Here is a 16,992-nt window from a genome sequence, read left to right as displayed (position 1 = left end):
TGGATCAGAGACCGCTGACCTTGATCAGGCAAGCATTCAGACCGGAGCGGTAGGTTATCTCCTGATGGCATGGGATGTTTAGGACCACCTCCTTGCCGGCCTTTCGTGCGGTGATGCCGCCACCGAACTGAGCGTTCAGGGCCGAACCCGGATCGGTGTCAGCGAAGGACGCCACGTAAGTGCGTCGTGCTCTTCACGCACGACACCGTTCCAGACGGTCCTCTTGCCGGTCTTCCGGGTCAGCCCCGCATATTTAGCGGCGCCCATCACTTCCAGGCGCTTCGCCATCCCTATAGCGTAGCAATGCGTGCAGCCCGCGGTAACGATCGAACATTCGGCGACAGGGTTTCAAGTGGAGTCGGTCCACTCGATCTGGGTTTCAGCCATGCCGCCCTCCCGAGCGATGCCGAGTGGCTTTTGACGTCAGACCCTTTCGCGCAACGGGTTGATGAACCGAAGCCCGGCGAAATCTTTTTCGTTGTCGGTGACAACGACGCAATTGTTGGCATCGGCAACCGAAGCAATGATCATGTCGAGGCCGCTGCGAGGGCGACCGGTGATCTTTCCGTCCGCCATCAGCCGCGCCCAGATCAGTCCGGCCCGGTCGTCGAATGACAGGATACGCCCGGCGAACAAAGCCTGCGGTCCTTCGGGACCGGAGAACCATGCTTCAAGCGCCTCTCGTTTTCTGCCGGCCGGTTTCTCCAGAACGCCGCGTCGGATTTCTGCGACCGTCAGTGATGCCATGAATAGCGCATCGTCCGCCTGCGTGGCCATCCAGTCCAGCAAAGACGCGGAAGGCTCCGGCTTGACGACATTGCTGATGATGTTGGTGTCGAGCAAGTATCGCATCACAAATCGACCCTGCGCCCTTCCTCGCAAGCGCGACCGAGGTCGAGATCGGCGCCGACGAGCGGCGACCGACGCAGGGCTTGAAGGATACCGCCCTGATGGGGCGGCTCGCCGAACACGATTTTCTGAACCATCGTGCGGGCCTGTGTGGCCTCGGGACCGTCATCGGCAAGCCGCCGCGCGAGTGCGCGGATCAAGTCACGATCGGCATCGAGCGCCTGGACCTCGAAGCGCGCGATGCCCCGCTCGGCCTGACGCGACCGGTAATTACGGATCGCTCGCTTCTGTGCTGCATTGCTCATGGCCAAGCCTCCTCCTCGAATATAACTGGATATATATCCTTCCGCATCGACTCGAGCAACATTGTTGGAGGGGCTTACCGCATCCATCGAGCGTCAAGCCGACAGATATGGGCCTCCGCTTGCGGCGTTGGAGGGCTATAGCGTAGACGTAGTGCTCATCATCGTCGGGCGCAGCCCGCCAGACATCCGCATTGGGCGGCTCGACACGCTGCGGTTTTAGACCGAGGTCAAACCCGCGGCGATCATTTTGGCCCAGATCTGGTATCGGGTTGAAGCTTCCCTCGCTGGATCGCATGGAACAGACGCTTCTGCTGCTCATGCCCGTGCGGTAGGCCGTCCGGTCCAGACATGCGCCGCCGCGCTCGCCTGCCCGAACATGGGGGCGTTCTCCGCCTCGCCGATGCCAACGGGATCGTCGGGACCGACGTGCCACGTCAAGATAGCCTATGCTCGCGATGGTCCGGTTTGGTATCGCCCGCATTATCTGAGGGTCGTCCGGTCTCGGAATCCCGGGTGCCTGGCAGGCCGAGGGATGGGCTCGGAGACAGGAAGGGGCGGTGCGAGTGCGGATCAGCAGGAAGGATCTGGCGGACGCGAGGTCACCGGAGGCGCTCGTCACACGCATTCTGAAAGCCGAGCCGAACCTTTCGGTGCCCGTGCCGATCCAGGAGTTGTGCGCGCGCCTCGGCATCCGAGGGATCGAGGACCTCGATACCGACGAGTTCGAGGGCAGTCTCCGGACCGACACGAAGCGGTCCGAGGGAATCATCCTCGCCAAGCGCGGGGGTGAACCGCGTCGCCGCTTCACCCTTGCACACGAACTCGGCCACTTCCTGATGGCGCACCACGTTCCGGATCGGCCCGGCCGGTTCCTGTGCAAGAGTTCCGACCTGCTGCGCCTCACGGTCACCGCGGATGATGGGAGGCAGCGCAGGGAAGTCGAGGCCAATCGCTTCGCCGCCCTCCTGCTGATGCCTTCGCACCTCATGCGGGGGGCCATGGCGACCTTTCGCGAGCCCGATCTGCAGCACGTCCTCGCGCTCGCGCGCGACTTCGGCGTCGGAAAGGAGACGGCGGCCCGGGCCTACGTGCAGTACCACCCCGAGCGGATCGCCATCGTCGTCGCCGGGAACGGCCGGGTCCAGCGCTGCTACCGCAGCCTCTCTTTTCCAGACATCACTTGCGCGGTCGGCAGCCCGGTCCCGGCCGCCTCGCTTCATCACAGCGGTCCGCGACGGCCGAACGTCGCGAGCGAGGTCGCTGCGTGCAGTCCCGATCTCTGGATCGATGTCAGGCGCGACCTTCGCGCGCCGGCTCTCTCCGAGCAGGTGTACCTCCAGCAGAGCGGCTTCGCGATGATCCTGCTGCGTCTGGAACCCGTTCCGGAGGACACCGCGGAGGAGCGCAGGTTGGATGAGGGTTGGCGTCACCGTTTCCACTCGGGGCGACGGTAAGCAAGGATTAAGGCAGTTCGCGCATCGTGATGACATGGAGCGATCAGTCGTTCGGACCAGAGAGGTCCGCCCGGTCGCGACGGGAGACAACCGGTCGATGCCTCGCCTGCTCGCATTGCTGCGCTGGAAGCTCCAGGTGATTTTTGCCTGGACGCCAAAACCCGCTCAGTTGCTTCCCCTCGTCCTTGGAGTGTTCGCCATAGCAGGTTGGGGTGGCTACGCGAGCAAAGCGTCGGCCAACCGCGATCTCGCGACCGAGGTCAGCCTGCTTCGGACGGAGAGAAGCGGGTTCGTGAGCCGCCAGAAAGAGTTGGAACAGGCGAAGATCGATCTCGTCCGTGAGTGGCAGGGCAAACTCGCCGCAGCACGCGAGGAAGTCGGCCAAGCTGTTGCGGCGCGCGACGCGGCCAAAAGCCAGCTCGGCAATTCACAACGCGAGCTTGTCGCCTCGCGGAAGCGTCTCGATCAGGCTCGTGATCGAGTGTCCGAGACGGGAAGCATCAAATCCGCTGAGCCGTCGAAGAAGACCCCGAGCAAGCCATAGCGCTGCCCGACGGCGCGGCCCTCGGCGGCGTGAACCCGAGCCATGCCGATTGGCTCGGGGACCCGGCTTCGGGAGGTTCGGCTGAGAGGCCGAACGATCGCGGGGCTCAGGACTGGCCACGGCGTCAGTGGCCGAAGCCCCTCGACGGACCCGCCGGCGTGCCGGATGGCGCCGGTGAGGCATGGGTGCGGCTGAGGCGGCGACCCTGCCTCCTGACCCGTCTCGCTCGCCTTCGATGCACGTCATGCTTCGGTAGCGCCCTCGGGCCTACGGGCCTGGCCGAGATGCCGGACGGAGATGCGGTATGATCCTCAGCCTGTGGCTCGACCTGCCGGTCTGGCTGATCTTCACGACACTCGCGGGCGTGTTCGCCGCGTTTGCGGGGTCTCTCGTCCTGCTGACGAATCTGCGATGGACGCGTCCCGCCCTGCTGTACCTCGGTCTGGGCATGGTGCCCGCCTATTTCACGGCCATCTCGACGATGCTCGCCCTGCTGACGGGCTTCGTCGCCAGCGATGCCTGGGAACGCCAACGACAGGCGGCGCGGATCGTACAGAGCGAGCGATCGAGCCTCCTCGCCGTCAACGATCTGAGCCTCGCCACGGTGTCGGACATGCGCGAAATCCGGATCGCCTTGGTCGCTTACGCCGAGGCTCTGGTCGCCGACGAGTGGCCGAAGATGACCGACGGGATGTCCTCGCTCAAGGCGAGCGTCGCGCTGGGGCAACTGATGGCAGTCGCCGCCGACCCGAAACATCACGTGTCGGGCCAAGCCGCTCACGCGCTCCTGCTCGAAGTCGTGATGAACCTGCGTACGGCCCGAGGAGAACGCCTGGCCCTCAGCGATGCGCAGGGTGATCAATCGAAATGGCTGAACCTCATGGTGCTGGCCAGCCTCACCCTTGTCGCGATCGGCATCGTGCACCTGGAACGCCCGGTCGCCCAGGTCACGTCTTTGACGCTGTTCTCCATTGCCATGGTGACGACCCTCGGCGTCGTGGCTCTGCACGAGCGCCCGTTCGACGGCCCCATGGCCATGAGTTCGGCGCCCATCGAACGGGCGCGAACGGTCATCGTCGAGGGCCTGAACTGATGGAGGCGGCCCCTCAGAACGCGTAGCGCACCGTGCAATACGGCATCCGCTCGGCGAGCAGCGCCTTGAAGCGACCGAGCCACTTCCCCTTCCACCCGGTGCGGTAGCGCAGGTTGGCGCCGCCGCCCTCGGAGACCTTCCCCTCCTGGATGTCCGGGCGCCAGAGCAGATCCTCGGCCCTGGGGTGCCAGCCGAGATTGACCGCGTGCAGGTCGGCATTGTGGGTGAGGAGGATGATCTCCGCCTTGAGCTGGGCGCGGGCCGCCGGGCCGATCGCCCCGTCGATGGCCTCGAACAGCGCCGCCCAGTCGGCTTCCCAGCCCTCGTAGAGGATCACCGGCGAGAAATTGACGTGGACCTCGTAGCCGGCGGCGACGAAATCGTCGATCGCGGCGATGCGCTCGGGGATCGGCGCGGTCCGCACGTCGACGATGCGGGCGATGCGCTCGGGCATCAGCGAGAAGCGGATCCGGGTCTTGCCCTGCGGGTCGTAGGCGAGGAGGTCGCGGTTCACCGCCTTGGTGGCGAAGGAGGCCTTGGCGTTGGGGATGTCGCGGAACAGGGCCACGAGGTCCCGCACGGTGTCGCTGACCAGGGCGTCCACCGAGAGGTCGCCGTTCTCGCCCAGATCGTAGACCCAGAGGGCGGGATCGATCGTGTCGGGCTCGGGGAGCGGGCCCTGGCGCGCGGCGTGGCGGGCGATGGCGGCGGACACGGCCTCGACGTTGACGAAGAGCGAGATCGGGTTGGCGAAGCCCTTGCGCCGGGGCACGTAGCAATAGGCGCAGGCCATGGCGCAGCCGTTCGAGGTCGAGGGCGCGATGAAATGGGCGCTGCGCCCGTTCGGCCGCATGGCGAGGCCCTTCTTCACCCCGAGCACCAGGGTGGAGCGCTTGATCCGCACCCAGTCATCCACCGAGCCCGCGTTGCCGTGCAGGCTCGGGATGTTCCAGTGCGAGGGCACGACGATGCGCGCGGCTTCCGGAAACCGGTCCAGGATCTCCCGCCCGCGCGGGAAGTCCCGCACGGCCGGCTCGTGGTAGATCGTCGAGACGTCGAGGAGGTCGCGGGCTCTGGCCATCTGCCTTGGGACATCGACCGGGATGCGCGTCCTGCGCGCGCATCCGGCCCGGGGCCAACGCCCCGCGGCATCAGGCGATCCGCGGTGTGGCGATCAGAGGCGGGCGAGCAGCTCCGCTTTCTTGGCGGTGAACTCGCCCTCGGTGAGGATGCCCTTGCGGCGCATCTCGGACAGGCGCTCGATCGTCGTCAGCACGTCGCTGCCCGGGACCGGCGCGGCACCCGGCGCGGGCGGCGGTTCGGCCCCCGCGGCGCCGGCCTCGAACGGCTCGGGCGCGAAGGGGCGGGCTTCGCCGCGCTCCGCCTCGTCGAGGCGCCTCAGGCTGGCGAGGTCCACGGGGCCGCCGGGGCCGGAAAAGTGCAGGTTCGTGCCCCCGCCCTGCTGCTGCGACACACCGCTGATCGCATGATCGCCGGTGTCGTAGACCGCGGCCCGCCCGTCCGCATCGACCACCAGGCGCCGGTGGGCCGGGAAATAGGCGTAGCGCATGCCGTTCTGCGAGCCGGAGGTCGCCGGCGCGCCCCATTCGGCCGGCCAGGGCGACCCGCCGGCGCGGGGGGCTTCCGCGAAGGCGCCGGTGGGCAGCGCCGCGGCGAGGGTGGTGCACAGGGCGTCGACCCGGGCCTTGAGGTCGGCGTTGAACATGTCGCCGATCATGGTCATGCCGGCGCCCGACCACTGGCCGAAGCCGCCGAGGTCGGGATGGTTGAACTGCGCCATCCGGCCGTTGCCGGCCTCCAGCGCCTGCACGAGGTGGCGCACGGCGTCGAGGCTGACCCGGTAGCGGTCGGCGATCGCCTGCAGGCCGTTGGGCTGATCCGTCATGCGCCGGTCTCCTCGCGCGCGGCCCGGCCGCGTCGTCGTCCAAATCTCGTCGCGACAGTCTTGCCGCAAGCGCGGGCGGCGTGGAAGCCGCCCCGGGGCTCCGACCGTGCAATGCAAAAAGATTTCTTCCGAAAGCGGACCTTCCGGCGAAGCGTGAGCGTTCCTGTCGAGGTTTCCAGGACGGGCCGTCGCGCGGCGCCCCGTCCCGACGCACGCATCGATACCGCCCGGAGCGAACATGGCCGACACGACGAATCCAGCGGACCGCTCGAGCCCGCAGGGCCGCGCCAAACGTTCGCGCATCAAGGAAGGGTCGCCCTATCCCCTCGGCGCCAACTGGGACGGCCTCGGCGTCAACTTCGCCCTCTTCTCCGCCAACGCCACCAAGGTCGAGCTGTGCCTGTTCGACGATGACGGCATCAACGAGATCGAGCGCATCGAGCTGCCGGAGTACACCGACGAGATCTGGCACGGCTACCTGCCCGACGCGCGTCCCGGGACGATCTACGGCTACCGGGTCCACGGCCCCTACGATCCGAAGGCCGGGCACCGCTTCAACCCGAACAAGCTGCTGATCGACCCCTACGCCAAGGGCCTCGTCGGCTCGATCACCTGGAACCCGGCCCTGTTCGGCTACCAGATGGAGACGGGCGACGACCTGACCTTCGACGAGCGCGATTCCGCGCCCTTCACCCGGCGCAGCCGCGTCATCGACCCGGCCTTCACCTGGGGCCGGGACCGCAAGCCGCACGTGCCGTGGGAGAAGACGATCTTCTACGAGACCCACGTGAAGGGCTTCACCAAGCTGCACCCGGCCGTGCCGGAGAAGCTGCGCGGCACCTATGCCGGCCTCGGCACCCCGGCCGTGCTCGACTACATCAAGAGCCTCGGCGTCACCTCGGTGGAGCTCCTGCCGGTCCACGCCTTCGTGCAGGACGACTACCTGCAGGAGAAGGGGCTGGTGAACTACTGGGGCTACAACACCATCTCGTTCTTCACCCCCGCCCGGCGCTATTCGGCGGTGCCGGACTTCGCCTTCTCCGAGTTCAAGGAGATGGTCGCACGCATGCACGGCGCCGGCCTCGAGGTGATCCTGGACGTGGTCTACAACCACACCGCCGAGGGCAACGAGAAGGGTCCGACCCTGTCCTACAAGGGCGTCGACAACGCCTCCTACTACCGGCTGATGCCCCAGGAGCCGCGCTACTACATCAACGACACCGGCACCGGGAACACCTTCAACCTGTCGCATCCGCGGGTGCTGCAGCTCGTGACCGACTCCCTGCGCTACTGGGCCACCGAGATGCGGGTGGACGGCTTCCGCTTCGACCTCGCCACCATCCTGGGCCGCGAGCCGCACGGCTTCGACGAGGGCGGCGGCTTCCTCGACACCTGCCGGCAGGACCCGGTGCTGAACAGCGTCAAGCTGATCGCCGAGCCGTGGGATTGCGGTCCGGGCGGTTACCAGGTCGGCGGCTTCCCGCCCGGCTGGGCCGAATGGAACGACCGCTTCCGCGACGACGTGCGCGCCTACTGGCGCGGCGACGAGGGCATGCTGCCCGATCTGGCCGCGCGTCTCACGGGCTCGGCCGACAAGTTCAACAAGCGTGGGCGCAAGCCCTGGGCCTCGGTGAACTTCCTGACTGCCCATGACGGCTTCACGCTGAACGACACCGTGTCGTACAACGAGAAGCACAACATGGCCAACGGCGAGGACAACCGCGACGGCCACTCGCACAACCTGTCGAACAATTACGGCGCCGAGGGACCGACGGACGATCCGGAGATCCGGGCCGTGCGCCTGCGCCAGATGCGCAACATGCTGGCGACCCTTTTCCTGTCCCGCGGCACCCCGATGCTGCTGGCGGGCGACGAGTTCGCCCGCACCCAGAACGGCAACAACAACGCCTATTGCCAGGACAACGAGATCTCCTGGCTCGACTGGGAGGCCATCGGCCCCGAGGAGCGGGATCTCGCCGAGTTCACGCAGCGCCTGACCCTGCTGCGCGAGGCCCTGCCGATCCTCACCCGCGGACGCTTCCTCACCGGCGCCTACGACGAGGAGTTCGGCGTCAAGGACGTGACCTGGCTGCGTCCCGACGGCGGGGAGATGTCGCCCGAGAACTGGTCGCAGGGGGACGCCCGCGCCATCGCGGTGCTGCTCGACGGCCGCGCCCAGGCGTCGGGCATCCACCAGCGCGGCGGCGACGCCACCCTCCTGCTGCTCTACAACGCCTATCACGACCTCGTGTCGTTCACCCTGCCGGAATCGGTCGGCGGCGTCGGCTGGACCCGTCTCCTCGACACCAACCTGCCCGACAGTCAGGACGTGGTGAGCAAGCTGATCGGCGAGACCTACGACGTCACCGGGCACTCGATGCTGATGTTCGTGCTGAAGCCCGAGGAGGTCGACGGCGTCGATGCCACCGACATGGAGCGCTCGTACCAGCACGTGATGCAGGCCTTCGAGCGCGCCAACGTCAACAGCGTGCGCTTCGAGACCGAGCAGCGCTGACGGCCGAAGACCCGCTGCGCGCGACGCGCGCAGCGATCCTCGCCGAATCGTCATGTAGCGGCGTGGCTGGCGGAGCGTGCCGCGGGGAACGATGATGGCGCCGGTCGTTTGACCCATGTTAGGGCCGGGCTGTCAGGGTAGGGCCGCTGATTCCCGGTCGGCAATTCAGGCCTGCCAAGTCCTGCCTTCCAAGTCCTGCCTGCCAAGTCCGGCCTGCCAGGTCCGGGGCGACAAGTCCCACCCGCGACGGCCCGCCGATATGATTGCGCGACGATGATGGAAACGCCCAAGATGCCGCCCACCGGGGCGCTCGCGCAGGACCCCATCCGCTCCTCGGACGAGGCGCAGACCAGTCCGGAATCGGCCTTCTTCTTCGCCGCGGTGGCCGCCTCGCGCATGCCGATGGTGGTGAGCGACCCGCGCCGGCCCGACAACCCGATCATCGTCACGAACGATGCGTTCCTGGAGATGACGGGCTACCGCCGCGACGAGGTGGTGGACCGCAACTGCCGCTTCCTGCAGGGGCCGGAGACGGACCGTGCGGCGGTGCGCGAACTCGCCCGGGCGATCGCCGCCCGCGAGAACGTCGCCATCGAGATCGTCAACTACCGCAAGGACGGCACGCCGTTCTGGAACGCCCTGTTCGTCTCGCCGATCTACGATGCGGGCGGGACGCTCGTGTACTTCTTCGCCTCGCAACTCGACGTCTCGCGCCGGCGCGATGCCGAGGAGGCCCTGGGCCAGGCCCAGAAGATGGAGGCCCTCGGCCAGCTCACCGGGGGCATCGCCCACGATTTCAACAACCTCCTCCAGGTCATCGTCGGCTACGTCGACATCCTCGGCGCCGGCCTCGACGACCCGGCGGCCGACCGCGCCCGCCTGCGCCGCGCCACCGACAACATCCGCACCGCCGCCGAACGCGCCACCACCCTGACGCAGCAATTGCTGGCCTTCGCGCGCAAGCAGCGTCTGGAGGGTCGCTCGGTCAACCTGAACGCGCTGGTCGAGGGCATGGCCGACATGGCCGGCCGCACGCTCGGCGAGACGGTCACCCTCGGCTTCGAACTCGGCCCGGATCTCTGGAACTGCCGGGTCGACCCGAACCAAGCCGAGGTCGCGCTCCTCAACGTCTTCATCAACGCCCGCGACGCGATGCCGGACGGGGGCCGCCTCACGGTCAGGACCGAGAACCAGGTCATCACCGGCGAACTGGCCGGCCCGCTGGCACCGGGCCGCTACGTCACCATCAGCGTCAGCGATACCGGAAGCGGCATCCCGGCCCATGTCCTCGCCCGGGTGATGGATCCGTTCTTCACCACCAAGGAGGAGGGCAAGGGCACCGGCCTCGGCCTGTCGATGGTCTACGGCTTCGCCAAGCAATCGGGCGGCGCGGCCCGCATCGAATCCGTCCTGGGGGCGGGGACCGTGGTGCACCTGTCCTTCCCGGCGACCGAGAACGCGGTGCTCGAAGCGGCGCCGGCCGCGGTCGGCGAACAGGAGGGATACGGCACCGAGACCATCCTCATCGTCGACGACCGCGAGGACGTGGCGGAGCTGGCCCGGACGATCCTGCGCGATTTCGGCTACAGCACCCTGATGGCGCAGAACGGGCGCGCGGCCCTCGACGTGCTGGAGACCGGCGGCCCCGTCGACCTGCTGTTCACCGATCTCATCATGCCGGGCGGCATGAACGGCATCGTCCTCGGGCGCGAGGCCAGGCGCCGGCGCCCGGACCTCAAGGTCCTGCTCACCACCGGCTACGCCGAGGCGAGCCTGGAGCGAACCGATGCCGGGGGTTCGGAGTTCGATCTGCTGAACAAGCCCTATCGCCGGACGGACCTGGTCCGCCGCGTCCGGGCGATTCTCGACGGACCCGCCGCGGCCGGCTGAGCCTCCCGCCCGGGTCCGCCCCATCGGAGTGCGCAGGCATGGCCCAGGGCGACAAGTCGAAATACACCGACAAGCAGGTCCGCAAGGCCGAGCACATCGCCGAGTCCTACGAGTCGCGCGGGGTGCCGGAGAAGGAGGCCGAGGCGCGGGCCTGGGCCACCGTCAACAAGGACGATGGCGGCGGCAAGAAGCCCGGCGGCTCCGGTCGGGGCAAGGCGACCGACCACCCGGCGGCCCATCGCGGCGGCGAGGTCGGGGGCAAGGCCTCGGCCGGCCGCACGGCGGAGGAGCGTTCCGCCTCGGCCAAGAAGGCCGCCGCCACCCGCAAGCGCAACGCGGAGGCCGGGCGCCACGCATCGTGACCGGCGGCCGAGGGCGGATCGGCCGGCCGATTCCCGCCCGACGTCGTTCCGGGGCGCCGGAGGCGAGCCCGGACTCGGAGGCGTGCAAGCCAGGGCCGCCGGCGGTGTGAAGTCCTGCACCACCTGTGCGTCTGGATCCCGACTTCCATGGCGCGGCCCCGGGATGACGGAGTGCCGCCCGGGGGCATCCGGCAGGCCGTCGTCGGACCGATGGTCCTGCCGGCAGAGGCAGAGGGACGACCCCGCGCTCGGACGCGAGCGACGGGGTCGGCCGCCTCAGGCCATCGCGGTCTTGAGGTGCTGGTCGACCTTGTCGAGGAAGCCCGTGGTCGAAAGCCACTTCTGGTCGGGGCCGACGAGCAGGGCGAGGTCCTTCGTCATGAACCCGGCCTCGACGGTGTCGACGCAGACGGTCTCCAGGGTGGTGGCGAACTTGGCCAGCGCCGCGTTGTCGTCGAGCTTGGCGCGGTGGGCGAGGCCACGGCTCCAGGCGAAGATCGACGCGATGGAGTTGGTCGAGGTCTCCTTGCCCTTCTGATGCTCGCGGTAGTGGCGGGTCACCGTGCCGTGGGCGGCCTCGGCCTCGACGGTGCGGCCGTCGGGGGTGAGGAGGACGGAGGTCATCAGACCCAGCGACCCGAAGCCCTGCGCGACGGTGTCGGACTGCACGTCGCCATCGTAGTTCTTGCAGGCCCAGACGTAGCCGCCCGACCACTTGAGGGCCGACGCCACCATGTCGTCGATCAGGCGGTGCTCGTAGGTGATGCCGGCGGCGTCGAACTTCGCCTTGAACTCGTTCTGGAAGACCTCCTCGAACAGGTCCTTGAAGCGGCCGTCATAGGCCTTGAGGATGGTGTTCTTGGTCGAGAGATAGACCGGGTACTTGCGGTTCAGGCCGTAGTTCATCGAGGCGCGGGCGAAGTCGCGGATCGAGTCGTCGAGGTTGTACATCGCCTGGGCGACGCCGGCGCTCGGGAACTTGAAGACTTCCCGCTCGATGACGGTGCCGTCCTCGCCCTCGAACTTGATGGTCAGGCGGCCCTTGCCCGGCACCTTGAAGTCGGTGGCCTTGTACTGGTCGCCGTAGGCGTGGCGGCCGACGACGATGGGCTGGGTCCAGCCCGGCACGAGGCGGGGCACGTTCTGGCAGATGATCGGCTCGCGGAAGATGACGCCGCCGAGGATGTTGCGGATGGTGCCGTTGGGCGACTTCCACATCTCCTTGAGGCCGAACTCCTTCACCCGCTGCTCGTCGGGGGTGATGGTGGCGCATTTCACGCCCACGCCGTGGCGCTTGATCGCCTCGGCCGCCTGCACGGTGACCTGGTCGTTGGTGGCGTCGCGGTGCTCGACGCCGAGGTCGTAATATTCCAGGTTCAGGTCGAGATAGGGGTGGATCAGCTTGCTCTTGATCTCGCTCCAGATGATCCGGGTCATCTCGTCGCCGTCGAGTTCGACGACCGGGTTCGCAACCTTGATCTTGTCCATCTGCAGCACGCCTTCCTGAGCCAGGATGTCCGGCGCCACGCAAGGCGGATGCCGAACTCGCGCCGCTCTTAGCCCGCGCGCTTCCGGGGCGGAAGCAGGCTGGCCGCCCCGCGGCCATGACAAATGGTTTGCCCTGTCAGGGACTGGCGACGAGACGCGCCTTCTTGGTCGCCTGGTCGAACATCGCGTTCAGGGCCTCCTGGATCTCGGTCGCCGAACTCGCGGTGCGGAAGTAGCCGGGAGAGGCGCAATTCTGCAGCGTGCTCGGGACGCTGGGGATCAGACTGTTGACGAGGAGATTCTCCTGCGTGACCGTCCAATCGGGACTGACGGCCGGCGAAATCGGGACGTACGGAATATAGAGCACGGACACGGTGACGCCCCGGTCCTTCAGCGGCTTGCAGAGGGACGGATCGAGAAGTTTCGCCTGCGATCCCGTCCACCAAGAAGAGTTCATGTAGTACTGGTTGTTGGCGACCCCGTCCGTAATCAGAAACACGAAAGGCAATGCCTTCGACGCGCTCGATCCATCGCCCACTGCGGTGATCTTGCTGTTGATTGCCGGAAGCACGGTTTCGTAGTGGGTTCCGCCGCTACCACGAGGAACATACGAGTTGCCGATATCCATGTAGTTTTCGAGATTGATCGTCTTGAGCGAGTCCAAATTCGATGTTGCTTCCGCTGCAACCTCGATGTTGCTCACGAAGGGATACAGTCCGATCCGGTATTGGTTTGGCAGAGTTTGGTTGCTTTTAGCCTTGGCGATCAATCCCTGGACGGCATTGCTGACCGTCGCGATCCGAAGTTCGATATTGTACTTCTTCGAAATATCGAAACCCTGGCGGCCGGGAAAATGGCACGCGAAGGCACAATTGTTGGCGCCGCCGAAATTCATATCCGGGTTCAGGGAGGCGAAGCGTGTCTGGGCTTCGCTGGAGGTCGGAAAGCCCATCGAACCCGACGTATCGAGCAGCAGATAGAAATCCGTGTAGTTGCCCAGGGTCAGGCTCGAGGACGATTTGCCCGAGACCGCGATGGAGGTCAGACTCCCGAGAACCCGGCTGAACGGGGATTCGTAGCTCGATGCGTAGGTCGCGGTCGCCGAGACGACGCCGCCGGTCCGGGTCACCGTCAGGCTCGGCTCCAGGGGCATGCTGTTGAGCATCGGACCGGCATTGACCCGGAAGGCCGCCAGCCCGCGGGTCTTGCCTAGCGCGAGGGCGGAGGCGGTCGGGTTGGCCTCGTTGTTGGGATTGGTCGAGATGTAGTCCCGCGCCGTGGCGATCGCCGTGATCGTGGCGGCGTCGGCGGCGCGGTCGAAATGGGTGCGGAAGTTGATCCCCCGGACGTAATCGACGCCGAGGCCGGTCAGGCCGATGAGCGGCACCAGGGCGAGGGCGAAGACCATGAGGACGTTGCCGCTCCGCTCGTCGCGCAGGCGCCGCAGCAGGTGCCGGGTGCGGGACAGGGGGGGGACAGGTTCGGCGCGCATGGGAAATGCCTCGGGGTCAGGGGCAGGCATTGGCGGACGTCGTCCCGCCGCTCGGATCGAAGGCGATCGACGCGACGTAGCGCGGCGCGACGTAGAAGGACTTCGCGATGTCGATCGAACCGACGACGGATTGGAGGATGAGGGGCTTGTAGCTGAAGACCACGTCGGCCACGACTAGGAAGCCTGGCCCGAAGGTGTCGCTCGGCAGCGTCGTCGGGCTCGGACCGGCCGTGTTGGGGGCCGCCACCGGAGGCGTCGTGCAGGAGCGCTTCTGGCCCGAGGTCCAGGCCACCTTCGGCGTGTAGGTGCAGTTGGCGTTGCAGGTCGCCACCGTCTGGGTGAACTTCACGCCCGAGAGCGACCATTTCAGCAGCGTCCAGACCGGGACGTTGGCGTCCTTGGCCGTCGACATCGCCTCCGGGAACATGACCAGCTGCGCGCGCGAGATCGCCTGGATGTCGGTCTGGGTGATCTTGCCCGTGTCGTTGCGGGCCACGAGGTCCGCCAGGGTGCTGGCGGCGAGTTCGATCTTGCGCATGTAGATGACGTAGCGGACGAGATCGAAGGTCACCGCCGAGAGCGTGATCAGCAGCGGCATGATCAGCGCGAACTCGACGAGGGCGATCCCGCGCCCGTCCCGTCCGAAGCGTCCGAAGAGGGTGCGGCTCATCGCGGCCTCAGCACACGGTCGGGAAGTTCGGGTTGAGGAAGGGCTCGTTGCGGAACGCCACCGCCGCGCGGGCGAACACGGCCGAGCCGCCCTTCCAGGGAGAGCTCAGCTTCAGGGCGATCCAGAGCGGGCTGAACACCGGGACCGCGTAGAAGACCTGGATGTAGCCGTAGGTGCCCGGCGCCCCGGTGCAGTACGAGGTCTTGCCGTTGTCCATCGTGACGGGCACGAGGCTGCGCTCGTCCGGGCTGACGAACACCGAGTAGCCGCCGCCCGAGCCCGACAAGGTCGTGGTCTGCAGGCTGGTGACGATGTTGTCGCAGGAGAGGCCGGCGATCAGCTTGGTGCAGACCACCGAATTGCGGAAGCCGGTCGCGGTGGAGGCGCTGTCGGTCAGGGCGCCGATCATGATCGTCCGGGTCGTGTCGGCCGTCGCCTTCTCCAGGGCGGCGTAGCAGAACACGTAGAGGCCGGCCTGAAGGATCTCGACGAAGACCAGGATGAAGAGCGGCATGACGAGCGCGAACTCGACCGCGGTCGCCCCGCCCGATGCTCGGCGAAAGCGGCGCACCCAGCCTTTCTTCTTGAGTTCACAGGACATGCCGGTGCCGGAATCGATCGTTGTCTGATGCCTCGGGTCGCCTGGCCTTGCCATCACGGTCCGACCCGAAGGTTTGACTACCGTCGTCTCGAACAGCCGATGCCCATGTCCCGTATCGATCAGGAATGCCTGGCAAGCCTTAAAGTCGGATTACCCGGTTCCGCCACGGTCGCGGGCGGCCTCACCGGACGGCGGATGCCGCGCGACGGGGCGCCATGCGGGGGCAGGGGTGGACATTGGGCGCCACACCCGGAATCTGCCGTCCCCGCGGAACCGGCCGGACGGCGACCCTGCCTTCCTCCGGCGGCGCCGCACCCCCTCTCGAGAGATCACCATGAGCGAACGCATCATCCTCCGGGCCGGCGAGGCCCTCGTCGCCGGCGGGCCGCCGAACACGGCGTCCGAGCCCGAAGTGATCATCGGCGAGCTCGACGGGCCGGTGGGCACCGCGCTCGCCACCCTCACGGGCGACCAGGTGGTGGGCCACAGCCGGGTCTTCGCGCTCCTCAACACCGACATCATGGTGCGCCCGGTCACCCTCTGCGTCTCGAAGGTGAGCGTCACGGAGAGCAAGTACACCTCGATCCTGATGGGTACGGTGCAGTTCGCCATCGCCAACGGCGTGCTCGATGCGGTCCGCGCCGGCTACATTCCGAAGGAGAAGGCGAACGACCTCGGGATCATCTGCTCGGTCTGGCTCAGCCCGGGCGTGATCGAGGCGCAGAGCGTCGACCACAAGGCGCTGTTCGACATCCAGCGCCGGGGCATGACCGAGGCGATCCGCAAGGCGATGACCAACGAGCCGTCCATCGACTGGCTCCTGGAGAACCAGGACAAGATCGTCCACAAGTATTATCAGATGGGCCTCGACGGGAAGATCTGAGGCCGCGGCGACACGAGGCCGGCCGCGGGCGGCTTTGCCGGCGCGGCCGGCCCGTGCGAGAGGGCCGGAGGCGCGCCGCCGCCGACCCATGCCGATCCCGAAGCTTCCGATGCGATGACGTCAGACCCCGATGATTTCGCCCCGATGATTTCGCCCCGATGATTTCGCCCCGATGATTTCGCCCCGATGACGTCCGCACCGATGAATCCGCCAGAGTCCCCCGCCGGCCCCGTCATCATCCTGGTCCAGCCCCAGCTCGCCGAGAACATCGGCATGACGGCGCGCGCGATGGCGAATTTCGGCCTGTCGGAGTTGCGCCTGGTGGCGCCGAAGAACGGCTGGCCCAAGAAGGGCGTGCGCGAGGCGGCCTCGGGCGCCACCCACATCCTCGACGGCGCCGTGGTGTACGACACCCTCGGCGCGGCGATCGCCGACCTGCGCTACGTGCTGGCGACCACGGCCCGCGAGCGCGGGCAGATGAAGCGGGTCTTTCCCCCGGACGAGGCGATGCGCGACGTCGCCGCCCGGGCCGGCCAGCGGGTCGGCATCCTGTTCGGCCGCGAGCGGTCGGGCCTCGACAACGACGAGGTGTCGCTGGCCGACGCCATCGTCACCTTCCCGGTCGATCCCCGCTTCTCCTCGCTCAACCTCGCCCAGGGCGTGCTGCTGATGGGCTACGAGTGGCGCCGGGCGGCCGGCCTCTCGGCGCTGCCCTTCAGCGGCGAGATGCTGTCGCCCCCCGCCACCCGCGAGGCGATGGCCTCGCTCTTCGGGACCCTGGAGGACAGCCTCGCGGCGGCCGGCTTCTATCCGCCGGAGAAGCGGGACATCATCGCCCGCAACATGCGCGACATGCTCCACCGCATGGCCATGACCGAGCAGGACGTGCGCACGATGCGGGGGGCGCTTCGCGCCCTGACGCGCCGCCGGCCGGGATGAG

Annotated in this window: 17 protein-coding genes and 1 pseudogene; 8 read left to right on the top strand and 10 right to left on the bottom strand. The window is 67.5% G+C overall.

The features are described from left to right. Positions 1 to 4 precede the first annotated feature (4 nt). The 4 genes and pseudogenes from ACLBWX_RS05055 to ACLBWX_RS05040 all read right to left on the bottom strand — a co-directional run bounded on the left by ACLBWX_RS05055 (position 5) and on the right by ACLBWX_RS05040 (position 1,154). On the bottom strand, positions 5 to 175 hold the full coding sequence (locus ACLBWX_RS05055; protein ID WP_447675985.1) for a hypothetical protein: 171 nt from the start codon (positions 173 to 175) through the stop codon (positions 5 to 7). Next, a pseudogene (locus ACLBWX_RS05050) lies at positions 136 to 336 on the bottom strand (DUF5131 family protein); the annotation flags it as partial. The pseudogene ACLBWX_RS05050 and the gene ACLBWX_RS05055, both read right to left, overlap by 40 nt. An 87-nt stretch (positions 337 to 423) precedes the next feature. Then, on the bottom strand, positions 424 to 855 hold the full coding sequence (locus tag ACLBWX_RS05045) for a PIN domain-containing protein (protein ID WP_447675984.1): 432 nt from the start codon (positions 853 to 855) through the stop codon (positions 424 to 426). Continuing rightward, positions 852 to 1,154: a hypothetical protein gene (locus ACLBWX_RS05040; protein ID WP_447675983.1), complete on the bottom strand. Its 303-nt coding sequence runs from the start codon at positions 1,152 to 1,154 to the stop codon at positions 852 to 854. The genes ACLBWX_RS05045 and ACLBWX_RS05040 overlap by 4 nt, the downstream gene beginning before the upstream one ends. A gap of 563 nt (positions 1,155 to 1,717) precedes the next feature. Here ACLBWX_RS05040 and ACLBWX_RS05035 point away from each other — a divergent pair. The 3 genes from ACLBWX_RS05035 to ACLBWX_RS05025 all read left to right on the top strand — a co-directional run bounded on the left by ACLBWX_RS05035 (position 1,718) and on the right by ACLBWX_RS05025 (position 4,245). Then, entirely contained in the window at positions 1,718 to 2,608 is an 891-nt protein-coding gene (locus ACLBWX_RS05035; RefSeq protein ID WP_447675982.1) for an ImmA/IrrE family metallo-endopeptidase, read from the top strand. A 97-nt stretch (positions 2,609 to 2,705) separates the two neighbouring features. Next, entirely contained in the window at positions 2,706 to 3,152 is a 447-nt protein-coding gene (locus ACLBWX_RS05030; protein WP_447675981.1) for a hypothetical protein, read from the top strand. A 304-nt stretch (positions 3,153 to 3,456) separates the two neighbouring features. Beyond that, positions 3,457 to 4,245: a bestrophin-like domain gene (locus ACLBWX_RS05025; protein ID WP_447675980.1), complete on the top strand. Its 789-nt coding sequence runs from the start codon at positions 3,457 to 3,459 to the stop codon at positions 4,243 to 4,245. Between the two features lie 13 nt (positions 4,246 to 4,258). On the opposite strand, the gene ACLBWX_RS05020 is transcribed toward ACLBWX_RS05025, so the two are convergent. Continuing rightward, positions 4,259 to 5,326, bottom strand: a complete 1,068-nt coding sequence (locus ACLBWX_RS05020) for a spore photoproduct lyase family protein (RefSeq protein WP_447675979.1) — start codon at positions 5,324 to 5,326, stop codon at positions 4,259 to 4,261. 93 nt (positions 5,327 to 5,419) lie between these two features. Continuing rightward, positions 5,420 to 6,151, bottom strand: a complete 732-nt coding sequence (locus ACLBWX_RS05015; RefSeq protein ID WP_447675978.1) for an SHOCT domain-containing protein — start codon at positions 6,149 to 6,151, stop codon at positions 5,420 to 5,422. A 238-nt stretch (positions 6,152 to 6,389) separates the two neighbouring features. On the opposite strand from ACLBWX_RS05015, the gene glgX reads away from it, so the two are divergent. From glgX to ACLBWX_RS05000, 3 genes are all read left to right on the top strand, one after another. After that, positions 6,390 to 8,666, top strand: coding sequence for a glycogen debranching protein GlgX (gene glgX / locus ACLBWX_RS05010; RefSeq protein WP_447675977.1), 2,277 nt, complete (start codon positions 6,390 to 6,392; stop codon positions 8,664 to 8,666). A gap of 273 nt (positions 8,667 to 8,939) precedes the next feature. Beyond that, a complete protein-coding gene (locus ACLBWX_RS05005; RefSeq protein WP_447675976.1) occupies positions 8,940 to 10,556 on the top strand; it encodes a histidine kinase famiy protein in 1,617 nt (538 codons plus the stop codon). A gap of 38 nt (positions 10,557 to 10,594) precedes the next feature. After that, complete coding sequence (locus tag ACLBWX_RS05000; RefSeq protein WP_447675975.1) at positions 10,595 to 10,918, top strand: plasmid stabilization protein; 324 nt, start codon at positions 10,595 to 10,597, stop codon at positions 10,916 to 10,918. A 276-nt stretch (positions 10,919 to 11,194) separates the two neighbouring features. Here the strand turns inward: ACLBWX_RS05000 and ACLBWX_RS04995 are convergent, their stop codons facing one another. From ACLBWX_RS04995 to ACLBWX_RS04980, 4 genes are all read right to left on the bottom strand, one after another. Then, complete coding sequence (locus ACLBWX_RS04995; protein WP_447676060.1) at positions 11,195 to 12,406, bottom strand: NADP-dependent isocitrate dehydrogenase; 1,212 nt, start codon at positions 12,404 to 12,406, stop codon at positions 11,195 to 11,197. 136 nt (positions 12,407 to 12,542) lie between these two features. Beyond that, positions 12,543 to 13,898: a pilus assembly protein TadG-related protein gene (locus tag ACLBWX_RS04990; RefSeq protein ID WP_447675974.1), complete on the bottom strand. Its 1,356-nt coding sequence runs from the start codon at positions 13,896 to 13,898 to the stop codon at positions 12,543 to 12,545. A gap of 16 nt (positions 13,899 to 13,914) precedes the next feature. Then, positions 13,915 to 14,568: a TadE/TadG family type IV pilus assembly protein gene (locus ACLBWX_RS04985; RefSeq protein WP_447675973.1), complete on the bottom strand. Its 654-nt coding sequence runs from the start codon at positions 14,566 to 14,568 to the stop codon at positions 13,915 to 13,917. A gap of 7 nt (positions 14,569 to 14,575) precedes the next feature. Then, positions 14,576 to 15,169 (bottom strand): TadE/TadG family type IV pilus assembly protein, encoded by a 594-nt coding sequence (locus ACLBWX_RS04980; RefSeq protein WP_447675972.1) that lies wholly within the window; start codon positions 15,167 to 15,169, stop codon positions 14,576 to 14,578. 334 nt (positions 15,170 to 15,503) lie between these two features. Here ACLBWX_RS04980 and ACLBWX_RS04975 point away from each other — a divergent pair, with 334 nt between their 5' ends. Both ACLBWX_RS04975 and ACLBWX_RS04970 read left to right on the top strand, forming a co-directional pair. Continuing rightward, positions 15,504 to 16,052 carry a formaldehyde-activating enzyme gene (locus ACLBWX_RS04975; protein WP_447675971.1) on the top strand — a complete coding sequence of 183 codons (549 nt, stop codon included), beginning with the start codon at positions 15,504 to 15,506 and terminating at the stop codon, positions 16,050 to 16,052. A gap of 186 nt (positions 16,053 to 16,238) precedes the next feature. Then, positions 16,239 to 16,991, top strand: coding sequence for an RNA methyltransferase (locus ACLBWX_RS04970; RefSeq protein ID WP_447675970.1), 753 nt, complete (start codon positions 16,239 to 16,241; stop codon positions 16,989 to 16,991). Position 16,992 lies beyond the last annotated feature (1 nt).

The organism is Methylobacterium sp. M6A4_1b, from assembly GCF_053345175.1.
The sequence above is the reverse complement of the archived record's forward strand: the minus strand, read 5'-3'. Positions and strand labels throughout refer to the sequence as shown.